This window comes from Vibrio sp. 2130-1, assembly GCF_033339515.1.
Genome location: NZ_JAWOUT010000005.1, coordinates 20,513 through 45,918 on the forward strand (window position 1 = coordinate 20,513; position 25,406 = coordinate 45,918).

General features: G+C 44.0%; 20 protein-coding genes. 10 read left to right on the top strand and 10 right to left on the bottom strand.

Annotated features, from left to right (window positions below):
- Positions 1-117 precede the first annotated feature (117 nt).
- The 4 genes from R7Q09_RS08730 (at position 118) to R7Q09_RS08745 (ending at position 4,325) form a co-directional block, all read left to right on the top strand.
- Positions 118-744 carry a LysE family translocator gene (locus R7Q09_RS08730; RefSeq protein ID WP_025768094.1) on the top strand — a complete coding sequence of 209 codons (627 nt, stop codon included), beginning with the start codon at positions 118-120 and terminating at the stop codon, positions 742-744.
- 327 nt (positions 745-1,071) lie between these two features.
- On the top strand, positions 1,072-1,698 hold the full coding sequence (locus tag R7Q09_RS08735) for a LysE family translocator (protein ID WP_005377098.1): 627 nt from the start codon (positions 1,072-1,074) through the stop codon (positions 1,696-1,698).
- Between the two features lie 169 nt (positions 1,699-1,867).
- Positions 1,868-2,332, top strand: coding sequence for a DUF2846 domain-containing protein (locus tag R7Q09_RS08740; RefSeq protein ID WP_318070774.1), 465 nt, complete (start codon positions 1,868-1,870; stop codon positions 2,330-2,332).
- A gap of 334 nt (positions 2,333-2,666) precedes the next feature.
- Positions 2,667-4,325 (top strand): autotransporter assembly complex family protein, encoded by a 1,659-nt coding sequence (locus tag R7Q09_RS08745; protein ID WP_318070773.1) that lies wholly within the window; start codon positions 2,667-2,669, stop codon positions 4,323-4,325.
- A 58-nt stretch (positions 4,326-4,383) separates the two neighbouring features.
- Here R7Q09_RS08745 and R7Q09_RS08750 read toward each other — a convergent pair whose 3' ends face one another.
- The 6 genes from R7Q09_RS08750 to R7Q09_RS08775 all read right to left on the bottom strand — a co-directional run bounded on the left by R7Q09_RS08750 (position 4,384) and on the right by R7Q09_RS08775 (position 12,611).
- Positions 4,384-5,835: a phospholipase D family protein gene (locus R7Q09_RS08750; RefSeq protein ID WP_318070772.1), complete on the bottom strand. Its 1,452-nt coding sequence runs from the start codon at positions 5,833-5,835 to the stop codon at positions 4,384-4,386.
- Positions 5,836-5,936: 101 nt separating this feature from the next.
- Positions 5,937-7,976, bottom strand: coding sequence for a carboxylesterase family protein (locus R7Q09_RS08755; RefSeq protein ID WP_318070771.1), 2,040 nt, complete (start codon positions 7,974-7,976; stop codon positions 5,937-5,939).
- Between the two features lie 210 nt (positions 7,977-8,186).
- The gene (locus R7Q09_RS08760) at positions 8,187-9,842 is read right to left on the bottom strand and encodes a hypothetical protein (RefSeq protein ID WP_017821369.1); all 1,656 of its coding nucleotides are present in this window, start codon (positions 9,840-9,842) and stop codon (positions 8,187-8,189) included.
- 313 nt (positions 9,843-10,155) lie between these two features.
- Positions 10,156-11,511: an FUSC family protein gene (locus R7Q09_RS08765; RefSeq protein WP_318070770.1), complete on the bottom strand. Its 1,356-nt coding sequence runs from the start codon at positions 11,509-11,511 to the stop codon at positions 10,156-10,158.
- Positions 11,512-11,524: 13 nt separating this feature from the next.
- Positions 11,525-12,388 (bottom strand): HlyD family secretion protein, encoded by an 864-nt coding sequence (locus R7Q09_RS08770; protein ID WP_222712645.1) that lies wholly within the window; start codon positions 12,386-12,388, stop codon positions 11,525-11,527.
- A gap of 10 nt (positions 12,389-12,398) precedes the next feature.
- Positions 12,399-12,611 carry a DUF1656 domain-containing protein gene (locus R7Q09_RS08775; RefSeq protein WP_005377106.1) on the bottom strand — a complete coding sequence of 71 codons (213 nt, stop codon included), beginning with the start codon at positions 12,609-12,611 and terminating at the stop codon, positions 12,399-12,401.
- A gap of 426 nt (positions 12,612-13,037) precedes the next feature.
- On the opposite strand from R7Q09_RS08775, the gene aspT reads away from it, so the two are divergent.
- From aspT to R7Q09_RS08805, 6 genes are all read left to right on the top strand, one after another.
- Positions 13,038-14,753, top strand: a complete 1,716-nt coding sequence (gene aspT / locus R7Q09_RS08780) for an aspartate-alanine antiporter (protein WP_318070769.1) — start codon at positions 13,038-13,040, stop codon at positions 14,751-14,753.
- A gap of 95 nt (positions 14,754-14,848) precedes the next feature.
- Positions 14,849-16,444, top strand: coding sequence for a bifunctional aspartate transaminase/aspartate 4-decarboxylase (locus R7Q09_RS08785; RefSeq protein WP_213898656.1), 1,596 nt, complete (start codon positions 14,849-14,851; stop codon positions 16,442-16,444).
- Positions 16,445-16,569: 125 nt separating this feature from the next.
- A complete protein-coding gene (gene pdxY / locus R7Q09_RS08790; RefSeq protein ID WP_005377109.1) occupies positions 16,570-17,427 on the top strand; it encodes a pyridoxal kinase PdxY in 858 nt (285 codons plus the stop codon).
- A 210-nt stretch (positions 17,428-17,637) separates the two neighbouring features.
- Positions 17,638-18,807 carry a patatin-like phospholipase family protein gene (locus R7Q09_RS08795; protein WP_115386040.1) on the top strand — a complete coding sequence of 390 codons (1,170 nt, stop codon included), beginning with the start codon at positions 17,638-17,640 and terminating at the stop codon, positions 18,805-18,807.
- A gap of 17 nt (positions 18,808-18,824) precedes the next feature.
- The gene (locus R7Q09_RS08800) at positions 18,825-19,253 is read left to right on the top strand and encodes a hypothetical protein (RefSeq protein ID WP_047102715.1); all 429 of its coding nucleotides are present in this window, start codon (positions 18,825-18,827) and stop codon (positions 19,251-19,253) included.
- Positions 19,254-19,395: 142 nt separating this feature from the next.
- The gene (locus R7Q09_RS08805; protein WP_017821360.1) at positions 19,396-20,304 is read left to right on the top strand and encodes a LysR family transcriptional regulator; all 909 of its coding nucleotides are present in this window, start codon (positions 19,396-19,398) and stop codon (positions 20,302-20,304) included.
- 286 nt (positions 20,305-20,590) lie between these two features.
- On the opposite strand, the gene R7Q09_RS08810 is transcribed toward R7Q09_RS08805, so the two are convergent.
- From R7Q09_RS08810 to R7Q09_RS08825, 4 genes are read right to left on the bottom strand one after another with little or no spacing between them, the layout of a single operon-like run.
- The gene (locus R7Q09_RS08810; protein WP_047009844.1) at positions 20,591-21,742 is read right to left on the bottom strand and encodes an ABC transporter permease; all 1,152 of its coding nucleotides are present in this window, start codon (positions 21,740-21,742) and stop codon (positions 20,591-20,593) included.
- Entirely contained in the window at positions 21,739-22,905 is a 1,167-nt protein-coding gene (locus R7Q09_RS08815) for an ABC transporter permease (protein ID WP_047009843.1), read from the bottom strand. The genes R7Q09_RS08810 and R7Q09_RS08815 overlap by 4 nt, the downstream gene beginning before the upstream one ends.
- A 22-nt stretch (positions 22,906-22,927) precedes the next feature.
- Complete coding sequence (locus tag R7Q09_RS08820) at positions 22,928-23,908, bottom strand: HlyD family secretion protein (RefSeq protein WP_047009842.1); 981 nt, start codon at positions 23,906-23,908, stop codon at positions 22,928-22,930.
- Between the two features lie 3 nt (positions 23,909-23,911).
- Positions 23,912-25,327 carry a TolC family protein gene (locus R7Q09_RS08825; protein WP_053306992.1) on the bottom strand — a complete coding sequence of 472 codons (1,416 nt, stop codon included), beginning with the start codon at positions 25,325-25,327 and terminating at the stop codon, positions 23,912-23,914.
- Positions 25,328-25,406 lie beyond the last annotated feature (79 nt).

Here is a 25,406-nt window from a genome sequence, read left to right on the forward strand (position 1 = left end):
ATCTCAACTCGATTCGTGACACTTGGTGTTTTAATCAGTATTACGCTTCTGATGTACGTTCAATAGAGTATTCCGCGAAAGTGTTGATAAAACTCCATTTGGAGGCTTAGAGTAAAAATGGAAGAGATAAATTATTCACTGATTGTCGTATCAGCTATCGCTGCCATCGCTAGCCCTGGACCTGCCACTCTTGCGATAGCAGGCACGTCAATGAACCACGGTCGACGCTTTGGTGGGTATTTGGCTGCAGGTGTTTTAACGGGGTCTTTATTTTGGTCAACCTCAGCCGCTTTTGGTCTCGCAACCATACTCTATAGCAATGTTTGGCTTTTTGAAATTCTTAGATATTGTGGGGCATTTTATCTTTTATATTTGGCTTTAAAGTCCGTACATTCTGCCTGCAACATCGAGCAGCTAAAGTTACCCAAAACATACGTAACGACAAAGAAGGGTAACTACTTAACCGGAGTGTTAATTCACTTAACTAACCCAAAGGCTATTCTGTTTTTCGGTGCGCTTTATTCGATAGGGGTTCCTCCTACGGCCAGTCCGTTGGAATTGTTGTCGGTCATTTTTGTTGTGGGGCTGGTTAGTGCTTTGGTTTTCTTTGGCTATGCTTTTCTTTTCGCGCATAAAAAGGTCAGACAAACCTATCTCAGATCCAAAGCAGTTTTTGAAGGCGTATTCGCGTTATTTTTTGGTGTAGCAAGTATTAAGTTGCTGCTTAGTGAGGCAGGAAAATGAAGCACAAAAGGCTTGAAGAAATAAGAATAGATAATCTATCTGATTTGACGGCCTGTTAAGTATACTAAGTAGCCGATATGTTAACTTCCATAAGAGCTGCTGGCTAGAAAAAGCTTACAACCAAACGATGCTAAATATTATCATTCAAAGGGCTAACAAAGGCCCATAATTTAATTCGTATCACTGTTCATGATTGTGCTCTTCGCGCAGTGCTGTAGTATTAGTAACGTGTTGTTAATACTAAATATAACCAATTGAAACCTGGACGTTGCATTACTTGTAGTTCGATGAAATGTTATCCCGCAAGACGTTAATTTGGAGAAAAGAATGGATTCAAACTCACTATTATTATTTGTTGTCGCTTGTCTCGCTATCAACATGATTCCTGGACCTGATGTAATTTATATTGTTTCCAATACAATGAAAGGTAAATTATCTGCTGGGCTGAAAGCGGCTCTGGGGCTTGGTGTTGGTTACTTTTTTCATACACTAGCGGCATGTTTAGGTTTGTCAGCAATAATTCTGAGTTCATCTTTGGCTTTTAGCGTTGTTAAATGGTTAGGGGCCGCTTACCTAGTTTATTTAGGTGTTCAGTCATTACTGTCTATGTGGCGTGGAGAAAGTAAAATCGTTGAAAACAAAAATGTTGATAATAATAAAAATGTGTTTGTTCAGGGGGTTATCGTCAGCGTCTTGAATCCAAAAGTAGCGCTATTCTTTCTCTCGTTTCTGCCTCAATTTATTGATACGTCTGCAAGCTCAACATCAATGCAATTATTAGTACTTGGCTTGCTGTTCAGCGTACTTGCGACGACATGTAACGTTTTGTACGCCTCTGTGGGTAATTGGGTATTTAGTCGTCCACACTCTCAGCGTTATTCAAGAACTCTTGAAGGTGTTTCAGGTATTCTACTTATCAGTCTAGCGAGTAAAGTGGCATTTAGTGATCGTTAGATACAGGGCATTTTATTCTCGTGATTATTATATGGCTAATGTTTGCTCAATCCATACGTTAAATGAGTGCTATTGCATAGGTTGAATCACAAATTTCAAAAATACCAATAAGTGAACGTATTTATTTATAGTATGGTTGGCGCGATTTTATCGTAGCTAGGTTAATAACATGAAAAATAAAGTAATCCTGTGTTCCGCATTCCTTTTGGGGTTGTCAGGTTGTGCTTCTGTTCCTACTGTTGATTCGACAGTATCAAATCAAATGAAATCATTTGACGCACCTCAAAAGGGGAACGCAGGGATTTACATTTACCGAGAAGATGCTTTTGTCGGAGCAGCGCTTAAAAAGTATGTTTACGTCGATGGGGAATGTATTGGTGAAACTGCTCCTGGTGTATTCTTCTACCATGAGGTCGAAGGCAATAAAGAACATCAAGTAAGTACAGAGTCTGAGTTTTCTGAAAATCACTTAACTATCTTAACGGAAGAGGGCCGTAACTATTTCGTTAATCAATACATTAAAATGGGTGTATTTGTTGGTGGTGCGGGCGTAGAACTCGTGGACGAAAGCAAAGGTAAAGCAGAAGTACTAAAAGTCGACATGGCAGAAAAAGGAAACTGTTCTTCGATCTAGTTTTACTAACAGACGCTTTTTAGATAAAAAACACATTATCAATGTAACCCAACGCTTGATGAGATCCATTCAGCGTTGGGTTTTGTATTTTTGGCAAACAGTATACCTATTTCAGACCGCATGATTTGCCACCTCCTAGCTTGAGCCAATTTATCGTTCAAAGTATCTACTTGTGAAACGTGAATTTTCGAGAGGATTTCGTAGGGAGCAATCCTACAAACGCGATTAACTGATATGCCATTCCATCATTAACCTTGTCGAGTGTATTGCTAAACTAGGTAGCGGTGTGTCTCCTCTCATTAAACAAATAATAGGTATATCGGTTTTAGCTTCTATGCCTTTACATCATGCACTCGGAGCGCAATTTAAAATCAAAGGGCTAACACCAATATTAGAGAAAAATCTTGAAAGTCACCTTACACCACTAACGAAACTCTCTGTTTCAAACATTACCTCAAATCGACTAACGCAGATGGTTAATAATGCGTTAAACCCTTATGGCTACTATCATTCCGAGCTCAATGTTCAGAGATCAGAGAATGATCTCATCACGCTTGAGGTTGACGCGGGGGAGGTGATGTTGGTCAAAAAATCTAATCTTGCTGTGTCGGGGGAGGCCAGTAATGATCAGGATTTCATCGAACTAATTAATCAAGCTCAACTTAAACAAGGTGAGCCGTTGCTTCATTCTGAGTACGACACGCTAAAACGAAACTTGATTTCATTGGCTCAGCAAAAAGGTTATTTAGATGGGCGTTTTATTGAATCGTCTTTGGAAGTCATTCCAAGTTTGAATCAAGCCCATGTGAATCTGCATTTCTCTAGTGGTTCTCGTTACCAATTTGGAGAGCTGTCTGTCCTTACGTCGGGTATCGAAACAGCACGAATAGAAGCGATGAGAACGTTTGAGCGGGGCGACGATTTTGACACTTTGAAATTGAGTCAATATCAGGCCGACCTCTCGAGTACTGATTGGTTTCGCAGTGTGATTGTGAAAGCGGATTTCGAGGAGATATCCGATGGTCATAAGGTGCCGATAGAAGTGCTCGCAGAGCCGAATTCACGTAATATTGTGCAGGTCGGTGGAGGGTATTCGACAGACTTGGGATTGCGCGCTTCGCTGAAATGGACCAAGCCTTGGTACAACGCACGTGGACACAGTTTTGAGGCACAAGCGTACGCTTCCAAACCGGAACAATCGCTATTACTTGGTTACAAAATTCCCACCCAAAATGTTCTAACGGATTACTACGGGATTCAGTTTGAATCTAAGCATGTCGACTATCGAGACACATCGAGTTTTTCTAATGATTTATCGTTTGAAAAACACTGGCAGTTAGACAGTGATTGGCAAAGCACCATGCACGTTCGTTATTTGCAAGAAAGTTATCGACAAGCGTCGGAGAATAACGAATCACAGTTGTTATTACCGGGGGTGACATTTTCACTGCTTGATCGCAAGAACGATCAATTAGAAGTAAAGCACCGTCACGTCTACTCATTGGAATACTCAGACCCTAATTTTTTCTCCGATTCTCGTTTGCTGCGTATTGAGGGCAAGAGCGTGCTGTCTTGGGATATTAGTGAAAAACACAAGTTTCACTTTCGTTCTAATGTCGGTATTAATGTCGCTGACACTTTGAGCGATATCCCATCATCATTACGTTTCTTTGCGGGAGGTGATGGCAATCTTCGTGGTTATGGTTATGAGTCTATCTCTCCGAGAGATGAAAATGGCGATTTAACGGGTGCCCGTTACATGTTTACTGCTGGGCTGGAATATCAATATCAGGTCTACCGCCAATTGTGGCTTGGGGCATTTTATGATGTTGGTGATGCCTTCAACGATAGGGTGGATTGGAAAAGCGGTACAGGGCTGAGTTTGATATGGAATTCAAAATATGTGCCCGTCAAAGTGGACTTTGCTTATGGTTTAGATGCTCCTCAAGGAGACCAATTCCGCGTTCACTTTTCGCTAGGCACGCAGTTTTAGCGGGCATTAAAAAGGCTCTCATCCTTGCAGATAGAGAGCCTTTTTAAGTCTTGATTGTTTAGAGTTCGAACTCACCATTCAGTTTCTTGAATATCCAGTTAGGCGCCTTATGCCATCCACCATAGTTTGGATTCTTAGTATGGATCTCATGCATTGATTGCCACTGAGTTTGGCCTTGTCCATCTCGAGATACTCGCCAAAACAGTTCATCTTGTTGTCGAGTTAAGTAGTGCATGACATGTTCTGCAAAGGCTTCGCTCTGGACCAACACACCAAATTCCACATTGAGGAAATCCGATCTTGGGTCGAAGTTTGATGAGCCGATATAAGTTAGCCGATCATCGAGTATCACCGTCTTGTTGTGATAATAAGTATCCGCATGGAAGTAATGGTCATCATTTTTTGCTTGGTTTTTGTACTCAAGTATATGAACGCCCTTACCCAACAAGGTTTGGCGATGCTCCTCGTAATAAGCCGGAATAAAGCCAGAATCATTAGATGCAGACGAGTTCGTCATTAACGTGATGTCCGCTTTTTGCTCCATCAAGGTATCAATAAAGGCAAATTCACCATCACTTGGTACCACATAAGGCGTTGATATCACTGCTTTAGATGCAGAGGTTATTTGTTGCCAAACTTGGTGTTCTGCACGTTTTCTAAAGTAGGGTTTGTTGTTTTCTAACTTGTTTAATGAGTCGAAAACGGGGGTGACTTGCGCAGCAATGAAGTTGGGACTGGTCAGGTGTTTAACCTGTTTTTCAACTTCCGCCAGAATGATGCTTTTGTCTTTCTCACCTTTATTAAGCGCTTTAGTGAACGCGGAATAGTTTGGGGTAACGTTAACGATGTTTTCTATTGGCGTGACATGCTTGCTGTCCCAAAGTTGTTGGTAGTTCTGGTCGAACGCTCGAATAATGTTGCCTTTGAACAAGACATCCATATCAAAGAAGTTGGCTTTGCGGCTGTAACCAAAATAGTCGTCGCCAATGTTACGTCCACCTAGAATCATCCATTGATGGTCAACGTTGAAGTACTTCTCGTGCAGACGATTGTCCAAACGTTGTTGATGAGTAGAGAAGTTGACGGCGCGACCAATCCAACCTGACTTACGTGAATCAAACGGATTGAATAAACGGATTTGAATGTTGTCGTGAGCGCTGAGATCAGCAAGCCATTTCTCGTTAAACACCAATAAATCATCGAGAGTGAGTCGAACTTGCACGCCTCGATCTGCTGCTTGCTTGAGTTCATTGAGTAGCATCAAACCAAGCGTGTCACTCTCCCAAGAAAAGTAAGTCATATCGATGCTTTGCTGAGCGTTTCTTACCAGTTCAACACGACGAGCAAAGGCTTCTGGAGCGGTAGGAATTAAGTAAACTTCGGCTTGATGCTGAGTAGTTTGCCAATTGGCTTCAAAATCCGGTTCAACTTGAGGGTAGGGCTGAGCACAGCCAACCAACAGCGCGCCGAAGATAAAGAGTAGCAGAGCACGAAGGGCGTTAGGAAACATGAGTAAACCTTCCTAATTATGTTCAAGGAATGAGGATGAAAAAAGCCAGCGAACTGGCTTTTAGGTATTCGGGAACGAGTTTTGAGTAGCTGAGGATGAAGTTACATGTGGCTAAGAATCAGCCCAAGTTCCTCGAGACCGTTGAGGCGACCTTGGCGCAGTTTTGGATCGATGCCTGAGTGATGAGCATTGTCCCAGTCTTGCGTGGATTGAATGCCGCCATCGTTATCGATCAGCAATACTCGGTCAGTCGCGCTGTTGTATTGGAAGTCCTCAAATAAACGTTCGCTAAACCACATACGAGAGAGCTCGTTCATCATCGCTTTGTCTTTGCTACCTGGACGAACACTTGAACCATCAAGCTTTAATGCCTTGTTAAACACAAATGGTAATTCCGATGCATTACAAGCGCCCACAATACAACTGATGCTTTTGAGTAAATCACCAACGTCGAGATCGCCATTTTCACCTTTTGTGTTGTAAGTCCATACGTTGAATCCAGGTTTGTAGTCAAAGTAGTAGAAGCTTGGCGTTGCTCCTGTTGCTTCTTCAGTTGAAACTTTATGACGGTTTGGACCCGTGAAGAGCAAATCATGCAACGTGGTTTTGAATTGCTGCATGTTTTTGGCCGCGCCATTCAGTTCGCTTTCATCGTTAGGGAAGAAGTCAGCCAGAGCAAGTAACTCCGTGGTTGAATCGGAGTTCCCCAAACCGAAGAACAACTTAGTCATCGCCTCATAAGCGGTGCTAGGCAGCAGTTCCAATAAGTCAGAAAGATCGAGTTCAATTGAAGCTGAATCGCTGAGTAATGAACGATATTCGGTGCGTAAACGGTTTAAGTTCGTTTCCGATTCTAGCCACTCAACCATGTATTCGACGATTAAGGTTTCGTCACCACTTTCAATGATTTCTGGCGCTTCTTGGCTCAAGATTTCAATAATAGTTGGGATCAAAAATGTCAGGCTCGGCAGCATGCCCAGAGTATTGCTTTCTGCACTGTTTGAGCCAATTACCGTCGGTACGATCCATTCACTCTCAATCGCTTGTTCAGTAAAGTGATAGCCCGGTACTTCTTTCACTAGAAACGCTGGTGGGCGATGCTCGATGTAAGGCGAAAATGGCATCAACGTAGCTAATGGGCTGTTGTCGCGTGTTGGACTGATAACCGGAATATTCGCGGCGGTCAGTACCCAGTTCTTAAGACGTTGAATAGGATCAAGCATCTCGCTCTGTACCTTCATGACCTCTCCAAGTGGTAGTAACGCAAGATCTTCAACGCTTTGCTCTGGTCTTTGGCTCTTGGCAACATCGTAACTTTTATATTCAAAGCCGTAAGCGTTGCTTTGCATGATGGCACGTTGAAAGTGCTCACCTACGATTGCAGCATCGCCTTTTGATTGCTGTAAAATTCCCACCGACATGGCACCCGCACCTTGACCCATGAGTGTCACGTTTTGCGGATTGCCGCCGAATGCCACTATGTTTTGTTGAACCCATTCAAGCGCGTGTTTTTGATCGCCTAGGCCAAAGTTACCGCCCTCTGGGTTGTCCAAACCATCGACCCAAACACTGCCCAACAAGCCCAAGCGATAGTTAAAAGTAACTGCAATAAACGGGTTACCATCGTCAGCACCTTGTGCAACCACCATATCACCATGAATCAGCGGTTCTGAGCCCGCGCCGTATTCAAAGTCTCCACCGTGAATAAAGACATACACTGGCAAATCTGCGTACGCTTCTGTCCCTGCTGGTCGCCAAATGTTTAGGTTCAAACAATCTTCTGATTGCGTTTGTGCCGTGGTTTTTAATTGCGGACACGCATCACCGAACTGAGTCGCATCAATATCGCCTTCAAGTGGGGCCACAATGCTGTGCTTAAAGCGGTCTGCTTGCGCAAATTGGATACCTTTGAACGCCTCTACCGCTGCCAGTTTTTCATCCGCATCAAGAGGTGTGATGACAAGGGACTCTTTAGTGGCTTGAATCGTCGCATCACCAATTTCCAAAGAGATTTGCTCTGGTGGTAACGGTTGTAATGGCTCCGGATCGTAAGGAACGCTAGGTTTGCTTGAATCATCACTACAGGCAGCTAAGGCAAGAGTGATGGTAATGGCTAAAGTTGAGCGATTGAGTAAAGTCATTGTTATGTCCAAAAAGTCATTTGGTGCGTACACCGAACATGTTAAACGGCATCTAACAAGCGACGTCCTGACGCTTTGGTATTAATCCGTGAATGGTTGGATGGCTTGTTGTATTGATGGCTCAAATGGTAGGGCACCGGTGACAGTTTCAATAATCGCCTTTGTAGGATGCAGTCCTACCATCGTCTAGGGGCCGGCTCTTTATGAGAGCTAGAAACGGTAACCAAGATTTAAGGTTACTGACTCTCGAGTTTCCCCTTTGTTATAGAGAAAGGTCAGGTTGTAGTTTTTGCCGATTTGCTTATTGAAACCAGTCAAAAACGCCCATTGATTAAGATCTACACCAATGTCGTAATCGAATTCGATATCACCACTTTTTACATGCCCGTCCATTCGAGCGTCCAGTCCTTGATATTCTGCTCCGACAAAGAACTGCGTGCGATAATCGACAAGTTGATAACCCAACATCGGCTGTACAGTAACAATACCATCGCCCCAATCATCTAAGCCCTTTAAGCGAGTTTGCGAATAGGTACCAGTGACAGAAGCAAAGAACTCTTTATAGCCAACCGAAAGGGTTGTACCTATACCACGAAGGTCATATTCCAAATGCAGCGGCACGTCTAAGCGTCCACGACTACAAAGTGCAGATAAACCATCGCAAAACTTATCACCTAATCCTGGCAGTTTATCGTTCAGCTTATCTTTTATGTACTGGCCACCTTCACCCGTGTAGGCGGCATCAACATTGGCATCGACATTAACTTTTCCGATGTAACCAAATACATTCCAAAATGGCAGGATGTTTACATCGCCACGAAGCGTCATGCTCTCAGCACTGACGATGCCGACACTGTCTTCTGGATCAAACAGTTCATTAAGGCCGATACCTTCAATCGTGAAATCATTAAATGGAATATTCATATCTTGATTTCGATACGCTAGCGACACACCAAACGGCAGAGGCAAATCGATACCTTGACGACGAACCATATCACCCATTAAAGGAAAAACGCGGTCTAGCTTAACACTGGCTTCTTGCATGCGTGGATCAGAGACCTCATTCAAGCGTTTTTCGTCTAGTACTTGCACGCCAAGCTTATCTTCATAAATCGCTACCGGTTTTACGCTGCTCATCATTTCGAGGGGTTTATTTTTCTTTGAACCAACTATCTTGGTGTTTTTACTGGCAATCGCAATTTTGCCTGATGTTAACTTCTGGAAGAGGATCTCTTGATCGTAAGAATCCACTTGGTAGTTGTGATGTGTGAACGGTTTATCGTTGGTAATGACCATACGTTTCGGTTCACCATTAACCAACTCAATATCAACGCTTAAAAAGCGGAAGTAGGCGATATCTTGAGGAAGACCGTATTTTGAGTAATTAAAACTGATGATCACATTACCGTTCTGATCCTCTTTGGCTCTTACTGATGACGGATCAAAACTCTCTGCGTAGTTTCGAAGGCGGTATTCTGTTCGTGTGAAAGCTTCGATCTCATCAAGTACTTTTTCATTTTCATCGAGTTGTTCAGGGTTGTACTTGATACGCAGATCAATGTTGCCTTTGTTATCGGTGTTCTTAACCAAGTAGACGGACGAATCGCGAACGCTATCACCGATTTTAACACTTCGGTGGGCATGCTCGACCAAATGCTCGCCTTGAACTAGAGAGCTGATGGCCAGTTTTGGTAAATCATGACTGATACCGTATTTGTCGAACAGCGCTCGGCCTTGCTCGATTACTTCGTTGTAGGTCGTCGTCTCTTCAGCGGCGAAGCCAAAAGTGGGGGTAGTAAGCATTAGTGCGCTCGCGAGCACAGTAAGAGAAGACGTCTTGCCGGCGCGTAATTCAAAAAAACTCATGACAGTTTCCACTCTGAATAGTCTCAAACCTTCGAGACTCAGACAGTTAATGTGTCACTGAACTTCTTGTTCAGTTAGATAGATGTGTTTGCTGTGATTGACGTTGTGAATGCATGGTTTTCGATTGCATTTCGTGAATCAATTCGTGAATCAATGAGAGGATTTTATGAGGTGAAGAGAGATTCCGTTAATCGCTTTTGATGGATACTATCCTCGCTTTATGGGTGAGGCAGGAATAGGGCAGTGAACAAAGCAAAAAGCCCCGCAGAGCAAAAGCAATGCGGGGCTTTAGTTTCAAGAACGGAGGTGACGCTTAGGCCGTGACGCGAACACGGAACAGATCAGTAAACAACTTGGCAATCATCAAAATGATCATAATGTTTACCAGCATCAGCAAGGGCGTTTCAATTCGATATGCTGGGGTTAAATTGAGCGCTCCTGATGTCAAGACAACCAATAAGTTAATACCTAGAATTCTGTGTACCATCAGCTTTGGTGTGGAAAATACCTTCCAAATTACGATGATGTTGATGAAGTAGAATAGCCCAAGCTGCCAAAGCTCGGTCATCATTGGCATTAGGAAAATGTATTGCAATAGAATCACCGTGCCAGTGCCTATCACACCAAAAAATGCATCTTTAATAATGCTTGGTGGCATAGTAGGAACGATTGAAGAGAACACGCCAGCTAGCATCGGAAAAATGAAACCTCCGGGTACGGGCAGATAAATCCAGATCAACAAAGAAGTGACGAACATGGATACACCTTGCAATACCTTTCTGCCGTCTTCATTCAAATGCTGGATAAACGTTCGATGCTCGTGATGCCAAACTGTGTTTTTCTCTCTTTGCATGACACAAGCAACGTGACCGATGAGAGACGTACTTGGATTTTTAATATCAAAGCTTTGAAGTTGCTGCGTTAGCGTTGGCCAATCGATCTCACGACTTTGCGATTTATCTGCTTGTTCTAGCAATCGGTCTTGGATTTGTGCCATCTCATTTAAACGCGCACGCCATAGCTGACGATGTTCTTTCAAGTGGTAGCTGCCAGTAAGTGGTAAGCCGACCAGTTGGAATAACTTTTCTATGTTGGCGCTGTTGGTCTCAAGAGCTTCAATATCTGTATCATTGGGCGATTTCATAGCGTTAAGCATCGCCTCTCTGCTGGTCTCAAAACGTTGAATGAAGTTTTGTTCTGTACTGACTGGCCAGACTAATCGGTACACAACAGAAAACGTGATCACACTAAGAATCGTCTCCTGCATACGAAGGACGGCGAAGTGGAACGTTGCTTGGCTATCAAATCCTCCCATACATGCGATGATGGAGCACACAGCAAAACCGATAGAGAACACATAACCATACTTTTCGTCGCTCGACATAAAAATGCACGCACCTAAAAACAAGGTGAAGAAGGTGAGAAACAAAAAGCGATCTTGAGAAAACGTCGTGATGAGGAAAAAGGCATAACCGATGCCAAGGAGGGTTCCTAATAAGCGATTATGACCTTTGTTTATTGAGTGAGCGAAGCTTTCATTTAATGCCATTACCGCGACTGCGATCGCTGCCCAATACGGTTTCTCCCATTGAAACCATAAGGCAAGGCAGATCGCGATAACGATAGACAGCGCAGCTTTGATTGCTTCTTTGGTTGAGGCATTAAACATACATTCCACCGCATTATTGTTTGATGATTTTGATAGAGGCCGTCATACCAACACGTAGTTGAAAATCTTTCGGTAAGTGATCTAATTTCACTTTAATTGGAATGCGTTGAGCTAAGCGTATCCACTGAAAGTTAGGGTTCACATTGGGCAAAAGATCGTTACCAGTACTACCATCTTGCTTCGCAATGCCGTAGCCAATGCTTTTGATTTTTCCTTCCAGCACAGCTTCATTGTGCATCATTAAGGTCACGTAGGCTTTATCTTGTGGATCAACGCCAACTAAATCCGTTTCTTTGAAATATCCTTCGATCCAAAAGCTGTCTTCATCAATCAAAGCCACGACTGGGGAGTTAGCGACGACTTGAGAGCCGACGCGTAAGTTCAAATTAGTTATATAACCATTCGTTGGCGCATAAACTTTTGTGTAATCAAGGTTTAGCTTGGCTTCTTCAACATTGGCTTTCGCGAGCTCTACGTTGGCAACGGCTGTCTCCACCGCATTGTCTAGGTTATTCAATGTCAGTACAGGTACAGCGCCAGGTGTGCGCTTTTCTAACTTAAGTGCTCGCTGCTCTTCATTTTTGGCCTTTGCTAGTAATGCAATGGCTTGCTTTTGAGCTGCTAGCGCTTTGTGGTACGCCGCTTTATAGATGCTTGGGTCAATCTCAAACAGCAAATCGCCTTGTTTCACTTGCGAATTGTCTTCAACGTAGACTTGGATGATTTGTCCTGTCACGCGGGGGGTTATAGAAACGATGTGCGCGCTAACTTGGCCATCTCTAGTCCAAGGGGTGTCAGAGTATGATTGGTAGTAGCTGAAAATCACGGTGCCAGCTGAACACAGTAGTAGCAGTGTGATGAGATAACGTTTTATCACGGAATTTGCCTCAAAATATGGTAATGAATCGACCAATAACGCCAGTAAAAATCACAATTAGGCTTAGCTCAGCGAGCGCGGGAAATGCAACGTATTTGTGGAGTCCCAGTTTTGTTGCAACGGTTCCAACCAAAATGGTGAGCATGTAAGCCAATGCAATAACCAGCAACAAGGGAGGGAAGTAAACTTCGCCCCACACAAGTTCATGTGGCATTGAGTTCATGGTGTTTTTCTCTATTAACTTGATGAATGTAAAGATAAGGCAAGTGATGGAATCAGTGATAATCGCTTTTGTAGGATCTAATCCATCAAGAGAAAGGTGTCATGCGCTACATAGAGGGAATAGCGCAACAAAGTAGCTTTTTGGACAGTGAACATAAAAATAAATTTATTTTCCAATTTATTTGATGCTCATTTAAGACCACTAAGTTATTAAATTTTTGACAATTATTGTTCAATGTTTGCTTTTGAATATGCGAAGTGATGGTTTCATCCTTCAAATGGGATTACGAGTTGTGAGGTTTTGTTTCTAATATTCGCTTCGAAGCAAACGAGATGCTTTTTAAATTAAATAATCCAACAAATATGAGTGACAGATTATTCGTTAGATTATTTGAGTTTTATATTTATTAGTAAGAGTAAAATTGTCATGGAAATTATTTCTAACCTTTTTGACATGGCACCATTTGTTGCTCTCTTTATTACGCTCTCTCTCGGTTATATGGTTGGTAAAATTACCATTGGTCGATTTGTTCTTGGCGGTGTTGCCGGAACATTATTAATGGGTGTAATTATTGGGCAATTTGGTGTTCATATTGATCCCGGCGTAAAAAGCATTTTCTTTGCGCTCTTTATTTACGCAGTAGGGTATCAAGGTGGTGCGCATTTCTTCAAAGCATTGAACTTTAGAACCATCAACATTCTACTTTCTGCTGTAGTGATGACGGTGTCTGGCCTGCTTTGTGTACTAGCAGCAGCTTGGATGTTTGATCTAGACAGAGGTACGGCAGCAGGCCTTGCAGCTGGTGGTTTGACTCAATCGGCAATCATCGGTACAGCGGGTGATGCGATCGCACGTCTTGGTGGTGTGACAGAAGAAGCGAAGCACCTAATGCAGACCAACGTCGCAGTAGGCTACGCAGTTACGTACATCTTTGGTTCGCTTGGTCCAATTCTGATGGTGACATGGGTATTCCCAACACTGATGAAGTGGGATATCCGAGCAGAAGCGATTGCGCTAGAAGAGAAAAATTCAAATGGTAAGCGTGATTTAGCGCCGGGTGAGTTCAACGCTGTCACAGCGCTGGTTACACGAGCATTTAAAGTGAGCAAAGATGGTGGGCTAGCAGGCAAAACCTTAGCCCAGTTAAACCAACACGCTCTGGCTGCTTGTATTGAATTGATTCAACGCGATGGCAAAGTGCTAGACGTGGACAAATTCACAGCACTGAAAGAAGGGGATGTCATTGTTGTAACAGGTCGCCGTAATGCAGTACATCAGCTGCAAGATGGTTTGGCTGACAACGAGATTGCACTTCCAGAAGGCTATGAAGTTATTGAAGAAAACCGTCAACTGATCGCAGACAACCGCAAACTGATTGGTAAGTCGCTGCAAGAGATTAAAGAGGCTTCGAACCAAGGCTCTATGCGCGGTATTTATGTGACGGATTACATTCGTGAAGGCAGCTCTATCGAAATGACGCCGGATCTTGTGGTGAAGAAAAACGACGTCATCCAGCTTACAGGTACAGCAAAAGACATCAATCGCGTTGAGAAAAACATTGGTCAGCGAATGGGCTCAGCAAACGTGACTGACTTAGTCGTGCTTGGTATGGGCATGGTGGTGGGTCTATTAATTGGTCTAATCAGTTTTAAGATTGCTGGTATTCCCGTCACTATCGGTTCTGGTGCAGGTTGTTTGATCTCAGGTTTGATCGTCGGTTGGTTGCGTAGCCGCAATCCGCATGTTGCTCAGTTTCCTGTGGGTGCCGCGAACTTTATTCGAGATTTCGGTTTGGCAGCATTTGTGGGCATTGTTGGCCTTGAGGCTGGCCCTCAAGCGGTCGACACCATCAAAGAACACGGTATGTCTCTGTTGTTCCTTGGCATGGGTGTAACGATTATCCCTCAGATTATTTCGTTCTTCTTCTCATACTTTGTATTGAAGATTAAGAACCCAGTTGAAGCACTTGGCTGTGTTACAGGTGGACGAAGTGCGAACCCAGCATTCGCGGCTTTAATGGAAAAAACAGGTAACGCAACGCCAGTATTCTCATTCACTGTGACTTATGCAGTCGCCAATGTACTGCTTACCCTATGGGGTCCAATTATTGTCGGCATTATTACTTTAAACGCAGGCATGTAATTTAAATAAATTCGAACACTCTTATCGCCTAATTAAATAGGCGGTAGGGGAAGTATTATCCAAATTTTACTAAATAATAGATTCAGGTAAATATTATGACTACGCAAAACACAACAATTGATTTTTCAAAATTTGCAGATTTAAGCCCATTTGAATTAAAAGATAAACTAATTGAAGTGGCACAAACTGTTCCTGACCGCGCGTTATTAGATGCAGGTCGTGGTAATCCTAATTTTCTTGCGACACTACCACGTAAAGCGTTCATTCGTTTGGGTGAGTTCGCAATATTGGAAGCCGAGCGCACTTATTCATACCTAGATGGTGGTTTCGGTGGCATTCCAGATGGTGTGGGCATTGTTGAACGCTTCGATACGTTTGCAAGCAAGAATAAACAAGACCAAGGCGTACAGTTCTTGGAAAAGTCGCTGAGCTACGCAAAAGACCGTTTGGGTCTAGAGAAACAAGCATTCTTGAATGAACTGGTTAACGCATACCTTGCATGTAACTACCCAGTGCCACCACGTATGTTGACGAACATCGAAACCGTTGTGAAGCAATACATTGCAGAAGAGATGTACGGCCCAATGCCAATGACAACAGACTTCGATCTGTTTGCAACGGAAGGCGGTACAGCGTCTATGACGTACACCTTCCAAACTATGTTCAACAACGGTCTATTAAAGAAAGGTGACAAGGTTGCGCTAATCACTCCAATCTTTACGCCGTACCTAGAGATCCCAGAACTGAGTGAGTACGAACTGGAAATCGTTGAGCTACGTCTGGATGAGACAACATGGCAACTGCCGATGGCTGAAATCGAAAAGCTTGCAGATACAGACATCAAACTGCTTTGTGTCGTGAACCCAGCAAACCCAGCGTCTGTGAAGTTCTCGGATGAAACTCTGGATAACCTATCAAACTTCGTGAACAACGAACGTAGCGACCTGTTCATTGTGACTGACGATGTATACGGCACATTTGCGGACGACTTTGTCTCACTGTTCGCGAAACTGCCATACAACACGCTTTGTGTGTACTCGTTCTCGAAGTACTTCGGTGCAACAGGCTGGCGTTTAGGCTCGATTGCGATTCAACACAACAACGTGTTTGACGATGCAATGCGCAGCCTTCCTGAAGCGCGTCAACTTGAGTTGGACGATCGTTACAAAACACTGACTCCGGAACCTCGTGAGATCAAATTTATTGACCGTATCGTAGCAGACAGCCGCAGCGTAGCGCTTAACCACACAGCAGGTTTGTCTCTTCCTCAACAAGTTCAAATGGCGCTGTTCTCTTTGAACTGCTTGATGGACTCGGAACAAAACTACAAAGAAGCATGTAAACGCATCATCCGCGAGCGTTACAAAACTCTGTACAAAAACATGGGTGTAGAAATTGAAGAAAACAAAGATCGTGTGGACTACTACACACTGCTTGAGCTCGACACTTTGGGCGGCAAATTGTACGGACCAGCCTTCGTTGAATGGTTCAAAGCGAGCGAGAAGGGCAAAGACTTCCTGTTCCGCCTTGCACATGAAACCGGCGTTATCCTGCTTCCAGGCCAAGGCTTCGATGTAGTGCACGCATCAGTTCGAGTTTCGTTAGCAAACCTTACTCACCACGAATACGAGCTTATCGGTCGTGCAACACGCAAAGTGTTGGATGAGTACTTTGCTGAGTTCCACGGCTAATTAATCCAGCCTGATTAAGAATAAGCCTCGGCGTTGTCGAGGCTATTCCGACCAAATAAGCACAGTGCGCGATATTGTGTTTATTTAGTCGCCAAGCTAACAAACTTCTCAATTAAGAGTGACTTATGAAAAGCATTATTTCTATTCAATCTCATGTGGTTTATGGCCACGCCGGAAACAGTTCTGCAGTCTTCCCAATGCAGAGAATGGGCCTCGAAGTATGGCCAATTCACACGGTTCAGTTTTCAAATCACACTCAGTACCAGCAAGGTTGGACTGGACAGAAGTTTGGGGCAGATGAAATTCATTCTCTAATGAGAGGCTTAGATAACATTGAGAAGTTAGGCGAATGTGGCGCGATACTGTCCGGTTATCAAGGCAGCGCAGAGCAATGTCGAGCGGTGGCCGAAGCGGTAAGTTTAGTCAAATCGCGTAACCACAGCGCGCTTTATGTGTGTGACCCAGTTATGGGTGATCCAGACAAAGGTTGCATTGTGGCAGACGGTGTCAAAGAAGCGATAAGCCATAGCTTGTTGCCCATCGCTGATGTGATTGTTCCTAACCAGTTTGAACTGAGCGAGTTAACAGGTGTGAAAATTGACTCTCTTTATGATGCGGTCACTGCATGTAAAAAAGCCCTAGAGCTGGGACCGAAAATGGTATTGGTGAAACACCTGCATGCACTAACAGATGACGCCTTCAGTATGATTTTAGCCACGCCGAAAGCAAGCTATTTGGCCCAACGCCCTAGTGTTGAATTTGCTATGCAGCCAGTCGGTGTCGGTGATTTGATTTCTGCGATTTTTACTTCTTGTTTGGTGAAGAAGATGTCTCCTGTCGCAGCCTTTCGTCATACACATAACGCCGTTTACGGTGTATTGGAGATCACCAAAGGCTATGGCACATGGGAGCTACAGACGATCAATGCCCAATACGAATTTGTCGAACCGACGCATGAGTTCAACGTCGTGAAAATTGCTTAGCGCAGTACCTAATTAACGGAGAAGCGTAAAGTTAGCATATAGAAACTTGGCATAATTGCTTTGATGGATAGCATCCTACAATCGCGATTATGGGGTTTAGCCGTGCCTAGCTATAGTAACTCCACACAACGAAACGGACTTCATTTTGACCCAATTAACTTCAAACTGAGTCTCTGGTCATACGCCAGAGAACATTAAATGAGACTGATTATGAATCGTTTAATTTCCTCTGGTGTGACGGTTGCACTTTCGCTGCTGATAGTAGCTTGTAGTTCACCTCATACGCTGGATGTTCGTGTTTCTCAAAGCAACTATAAAGATGTCGAGATCGCGAGTTCGACACCAAATGAGCCACTTCGAATGTGGGCCAATGAAGCGCCGGATTTTCTCTACTCAGCGCACAATCAAACCACACCGATCAAAGTAGAGGGTGAACAGCTCAATATTTTGGCCTTATCGGGTGGTGGCGTAAACGGCGCATACGGGGCCGGCGTTTTGATGGGGCTACAGGAAAAGGGGGAGCTAAAAGATTATGCCATCATTACTGGAGTCAGTGCTGGTGCCCTAATCGCTCCTTTTGTTTTCATTGGCGGTGATGCGATGCCAAAGATGAAAGAAGTCATGCTCAACATCAATGATAAGAATATTTTGGGTAAGAAGAACTTCTTAAATACCCTGTTTAAGGACGCGTTTACCGATGGTGAGAACCTCTATGATTTCATCGCAGACGCTTACCCTGAGCCCATGATTGAGGCGATGGCGCAGCAACACCGCAATGGTAAACGCCTCTTTATTGGCAGTACCCATTTTGATTCAGGCGAACTGGTGGTTTGGAATATTGGTGCGATTGCGAACAGTGATTTAACGGACAAATCTGAACTGATTTACAAGGTGCTTGCTGCGAGCGCATCGATCCCTGGTGTTTTCCCTCCACAATTTATCGATGTTGAACATGATGGAGAAACACTTGAGGAGTTACACGTAGATGGCGGTCTCGCAGCGCAGGTGTTCTTTAATCCGTCTAACTTCAACTATCAACAAATCTCAGATGCTTTGGGGTTAGAAAAAGCGCCTCAGCTGGATGTGATTCGCAATGGTGCGTTAAAAGCGCCGTATCGTCCACTAAAAGACAAAGGTTTGGACTTGGTATCGAAAAGTGTCTCAAGCCTTACGCTAGCGCAAACTCGTGGTGATCTCTATCGAATGAAATACATCAGTGAAATCAACGATATCGAGATGCAGTTTACCTACATTGATCAAGATTTCAGATACGCCAAAGTAACGAAAGATATGTTCGATCACCGCTACTTGCTGACGATTTACGAATATGGATTCAAAAAAGCCACCCAAGGGCAACTTTGGGTAACTGAACTCCCTTAATACAGGAAAACGATACAATGAAAAAAGCCGTTCTTACACTCATGATGCTTACCGCTTCCGCGACTGCATTCGCCCAAAGTGGTGCCCATCTTGACCAGCAAAAAGTGGATAGTGATATGCAGCAACTGTCTGCAATCAAAGAAGAAGGTGCAGCCTTTATTATGATTGACGAGAACTCGAGTTACGTGGCGGTCGAGTTCGTGGGAAAGTGGGAAGAGATCAACAACTATGTGTCACACAAAGAAGCGAAACAACGTAAATTGGAAAAAGTGAACAAGCAGTTCGTGTACTCTCAGGTCGGTGAAACGTTGGAGTCACTTGAGCAAAAAGTCGTTGACCACATTTACGCTGATCAACCTAAATATTTCAGTGTCGATGTCTACCGCGATTACCATGGTGACTCAGGAGAATTCAACTATTTAGCTCGTGTCGTTGAGTACAACTAAGTTAGAGAAAACCTACTGAAGCTAGTAGGTTTTTTTGTGTCGTCGAGAAGGAATTCAAACGCAGATTGTTTCCGTTACCAAGTAGCAATTCTACGATCTTGTGGTAATTTAATTAGATAACTCTAAAAAGTAAGCACAACCTATGAATTTTAGTTTTGAACAACTTCTCGCGTTCGTAACCGTTTATGAACAGCTTTCGTTTAGTAAGGCGGCGGTCAAACTCAATAAGCACCGAACCACAATAGGGCAGGTGATTACCAATCTTGAAGACCAACTGGCGGTCAACCTGTTTGAGCGAGTGGGGCGCTCGGTAGAACCGACAGAAGATGGTCATCTTCTTTACCACTATGCTAAGCAAACCATCGAACAAGCACGTACTTTCGATAAAGTCGCATTAAGTCTAGCTTACGGTGGGTTAGAGAATGTTAGTATCGCCTATTCAAGCGCTATACCACACCGTTTTCTTGTATTGCTTCGTATTCAATTAGCAGCAGATTTTCCGATGATGCGAGTTAACTTTCTTGTTCGTAATCGCAACGAAATTAAAGAGGGTTTACAGAATGGTGAGTATCAATTCGGTATTGTCAATGTACATGATAGTCGAGCAATACATAGTTTGGATGCGACGTTTTTAGGTCATTTTGAATTTGTTCCTTTCGTCCAGAAAGGTGGTGAACTCGCTTCTGTGGCACCAGATCGAGTATTGACAGCCTTGAGGAATAGTAAACAATTTGTACTGCGGTCTCTTATTGAAGAGGGAATGGGCGAAAAAGTCATCGTAAGTTCGAACCATGAAGAGGTCGACCAATTGGCCCTTGTAGTGAAAATGGTTGAAGCAGGTTTAGGATGGGCGATTCTCCCCAGAACGTTTGCCCATTCGGAGTTTTCTAATAATCATATAGAGCCAGTGGAAGCTTCTGAATTATTGGAAGGTTTTAAGTTTGGTTTTGGCCTATGGTGCCAACCCTCTAAGCAAGTCGGTGATGTAAAAAATTCAATCATGAAGGTCGTTACAGAATACCGAGAGAAAATAATCCGCGATATGACTTAGCGGCGACATGTATCTTGCTCATCCCTATCAACAACAAGACTCAATGTGAGTCTTGTTTTTTTGTGTCTGAAAAACGTTATCTTTCTAGCGAAGACTAATGTCTATTGGAAGGATATGACCCTCTATATGAGAGTATGGAATCCATACTTTTTGGCTTAATCTAATCTCGCTCAATGGGTAAGCCCAGAGCAAAAAGTGTTTTTACCATATGTCCGCTGCAAGGACGCAGATTTTCAGCCGGGTTTAGTTACCCGGCTTTTTTTATAGTAATAGAAAATGTCAGCTGTCACCCCAAGCTCTCTGTTACAACTGGCTTGTTACTTCGCTTAGCAATCCAGTACGCAACGCTACCCCAAAGCACGGTGAGTGCCCAAAGCGCCGTCCAATGTGGAGCTACTTGTTGCCAGGTTGCCCCCATTTGGTTTAGCGCTAAGAAAGCTTTTATCGCCCAAGTGCTTGGGCTTAAATCAGCAATCCATAATAAGGGAGTAGGTATGGCTTCAATCGGCCAAATAAAACCAGCCAAGAAAATGAGCGGCATAGAGCTCACTAGGACGACTAAGGTGACAAGTTCACGCCGAGGTAATAAGTAACCTAGCCAGAAGCCTAGTCCGCAACAACCTAAAAAGAACGGTAACAACATAGCCAGCAATTCGCCCGCGTTGGCGATATGGTTTACGTTTAAGCGTTCGAAGCTAAAACCAAAATAATAGGCGCCGAGTAAATAATAAATTGCCACAAATACTAACGTTCTCACAAGCAGCAGCGATCCCGTTGATACTTGTGACCAATAGCCACGACCATGACGCTGTGTTCCCGTTTGCAATCCAACCGCCATGATCAACGTTTGTTGTAAAATCAGAACAAATACTGCCGGCACTACGTATTCGATGTAACCCATGGTTGGGTTGAACGTCGGTTTCATATTAAGCTTAATAGCAGAGTAATTATGGCTAGCCATACTCATGGGCACACCATCTATCACCATTTTACTGACTTTCACTTGGGCCCCTAATGTGCCTCCCGCTTGGGCCAATCCTTCTACCACGGTTCCGTACACGAGAAAATACGAGGCGTCCGCAGCGTAGGCTAGAGTCGGGCTTTTACCTAGCATTAGGTCTTTGTAAAAGTGTTCCGGTATGACTAAAAAACCGGTGATCTCTCGTTGTAAAAATGCTTGCTTTGCATCGGCAATCGTATGAAGTCGAGTGACTACGTTGACTTGTGGGGTGGCATCAACCATACGTTCCAGCTTTAAACTCGTCTGACTACCATCTAGATTAACAATCGCGATTGGTTGTTCACGAGGCGTTTGTTGTGCATAAGGCAAAGGGTATAAAAACGAGTAAAATACGACACCACCAAACACGGTCAACGTAACGACTGGATTGGTTAGAACGGCCTTAAGTTCCGCTTTAATCAGTTGCCACAATGTCATACCGCCTCCTTCGCTTGGCGTGTTGATGAAGCTGTTCGATGTTTACCCATCAAGGCTGCGGTAATGAGCAGGGGCACAACGTAACCAATCATAGGCCATAGCGAGCTTAAAGATTGTGCGGCCGATGCTCCATAGCTTGCTTGACTCACTTGTACTTCAATGTAATGGGTAATCGGCAATAATGAACGCCATGCATAAGCGAGCGTGTTCATGTCAGAAACTGGGAATGTAATTCCCATGAACGCGAAGCTTGGAGCCGTAAATGCGCCAGCAAAACTCATCGCACGTGCAGGATCCATCGACAAGAAGAAGAACAACGCTCCCATAATGATACAGGCGATAACCGTCGCCAATTGTGCTAATAGCATAACCACAAAACTGCCTTCCATTGGCCAATCAAGCACGGAATAAAACCAGTACAAGAACAACGCACCTTGCGCCATAAAGACCGGAATGTACTGACTTAATAGGGTAGTGAGCCTGGCGTATGGCTTTTCGCCCAAAAATGCAAAGCTATTCTTTCCACCATAAATGCGAAAGTGCGCGGCAAGAATCAAAATAGTGCTTACTACAATACATATTTGCCAAATGGCTGGCACGATAGCCGTTACCAAAAATTGTGCGTAGTTATTGTTACGGTTAAATAATGCGGTTATTTGTGTCGACACGGGTACAGCCTGTCCAGCCGCTGCTAACGTTGTGGTGTTACCCTTAGCCAAGTTGCCCATTACTTCAACCTGAGCGTCGAAATAGCCTTGTGCTTGCGCAATGGCAGAGTTGATCAGTTTCGCTACCAAAATGTACTGACTGTTGTAAAAGACAGAAAGTTGAGGTTGGCGGTGCTGGAGAATATCTTGGTCGAACTTAGATGGGATGACCGCGTAAGCGTAGATATCGCCTTCAATCATCGCATTTTTTGCTTCGCTTGCACTGGCGTAATGATAGTTAACAGCCAGACTCGACGACGCATCCAAAGATTGAATGAGCTTTCGAGAAAGTTGGGAATGTTGTAGATCAACCACACCGATTGGCAGATCCCGGGCAATGCCCGCAGAGAACACTCCCCAAATCATCATCGCGAGCAAAATCGGTATCCAAGTAAGGCACGAAAGCAACCACTTGTCTCGTCGTAAGATATGCCGCTGTGAAATCTTAATCGTCATAGCATTAACCTAGTGGTTGTGATTAAAGTTCAACGACAACACTCATTCCCATACGCAGTTCAGGTTCGGGTTGAGCTGGACGAGCTTCTACTTCAAAGGTACGAAGATCAAAACCTTGAGAAGCATCGGTTGCTCTCCACGTTGCAAAGTCACCCATAACGGCAACATGCGTTACTTTGAACTCAACATTTTTCTTTAAGGCAGGCAAATAGGCATCAAAGGTTGCTCCTTTTTTAAAGTGTTGAAGGTAATCTTCACGCACATTAAGTGTCGCCCAGGCATCTTCTGTATCTATCACGGTAACAACCGGGAAGCCCTGAGGTGCTAATTCACCACTTTGAAGTAGAACTTGAGAGACTTCGCCGTCAAACCAGCTGTAGATCTGAGTATCTTTCGCATACGCTTCTACTTCGGCTACGGCACCTGATGCCATGCGCGCTTTTTCCGCCGCAGCCACTTTGGTTTCACTTCTAGCGCCTTCTTTTGCCATTTCATACATTTGAAACGCAGCACTTTCTGTGTATTTCGCTGCTTGCCATTGAGTTAAAGCTTCATCGCGTTTTTGTTCTGCAACCACGCCATCGTTATAAAGGTTATTCACACGATTGTAGGTTTTTTCCATTAAATTCGCAGCGGCTTTGGCTTTCATCCACTGATCTTTTGCTGCTTGGATTTGTTGCTCACGTGCGCCTTTCTCAGCTTCTTGAGCTAAGGCGTCCGCCGCTTTTTCACCTGCTTTTGCTTGTTCTAACTTCGCTTCAATTTCAGGACTATGAAGGGTAAAAATAAGCTGACCTTTCTCTACATCGTCGCCTTTACGTACCATGACCTCATCAATACGCCCTGGAACTTTTGAGGAAATGCTGTATTGCTGGGCTTCAATTAATCCCTGTAAGCGGATCGGTTCCGGTTGATAGGCTTGGTAAAATTGATACCCAACCCAAGAGGCAACACCCAAAGCACAAAGTGAGAGTAAAACGGGTTTTAGTGATTTAGCTGCCATGATTTATTTCACCTCTTTGGATGTTGAAGCAGGGATATAAGCGGTATTTTGATATTGTTCGAAGCTGTTCATTTCACTGCTCAATGCGAGTAGCTTGGTTAAAGATATTAAATAGCGGAAACGCGCCGCCGAACGTTGTGTTTCTATACTCGCGACATAAAGTTGTGCATCCACAACATCCAGAGAAGACGACAGACCCTGAGTAAATGCTTTTTCACGCAAGCGCAGGTTTTCGTTAGCGAGTTCAATGCTAGATGCGAGCCCTTGTACTTCATCAATTGCTTGCTGAGCCTCCAAGTATGTCTTTTGGACTAACAGCGATAAGTCTTGTTTGGCTTGGGACTTTAATGAGTCGACCTGCGAGACGACGCTTTGAGCGGCTTTGACTTTTTCGCTTCGCCCTGATGATTCAATCAGTGGAATGCTGACACCAACACCAACTAACCAGTCAGGCTTCATTTGGCTTGCGAGAGAATCGTCTTCATACAAGCTGTAGTCGCCGTAAAGATAAACTTCAGGGTAGTATTTCCCTTTTTCTGCTTTGATTAAGCTAGAGGCTTGTTTGTGTTTAGCGCTCAGAAGTTCTAACCCCGGATAGGTAAGCAGCGTTTGATCGACAAAAGCGCTAAGAGGGGGAAGACTGTCGTTGATAAACAAAGATTCAGCGGGCTCTACGGCATCATCTTGCGCGAGTAATTTACCTAATGCAGCCTGAGCGATACTCAAATCGCTGGCTGCTTTACGTGTTTCTACAGATGCTTTATCTAAAGAAGCCTCGGCTTGCAGGCGCTCAACGTGCGCGATTTGTCCTTGCTCTTCAAGCTTAATGGCAAAATCTCGATGCTTTTTTAGCCCAGCTTCAACCGCTTGCCGCGTTGCGAGTACTTCCTTTGCCAGTACGACAGAAAAGTAGTACTTCGATAAATCTTCAAAACGCGCTTGTTGTTCCATTAAAAGCTGACTTTTCGCCTCATCCGTTTTGCCTTCTGCTGCTGATTGAGCCGCAGAAATTCTACCACCAGTAAAAATTGGCCAAATGGCACGAATAGACGAAGAGAAAATATCGCGCTCGGTTATGGTCGAAGTGGTATTAGCTAAGGCACCAAAAATAGGCTGAAAAGCAGGAGGTACGTTAATGTGTGCTCCTGTGCTGTCTAGAATCTGTTTTCCCGAAAGCGTGATATCGGTATCTAAACGCGTGTAATTCGCGCCAATGGTAACTTGAGGTAAGTTGAGATTGCTGGTGGCACTCTCTTGGTATTGGTAGTTCTCGACGTTTGAGCGTTGAGCTTTAAGAGAATAGTTGTTTTCTAGCAATAGCTGCCATGCGGTATCAAAAGTGATCGGTGCCGCATGACAGGCAAGGGAAATCGAGCTGCTAAGTAAGCCCAGTATCCAAAACTTTCCTGTTTTTTTCATAATGGCTGCTTTGTCGTAGAGTATTAGCTCTAATATAAAGGATTCGTAACTGCGTGTTAAGTAGGAGGGAAAATTGGGC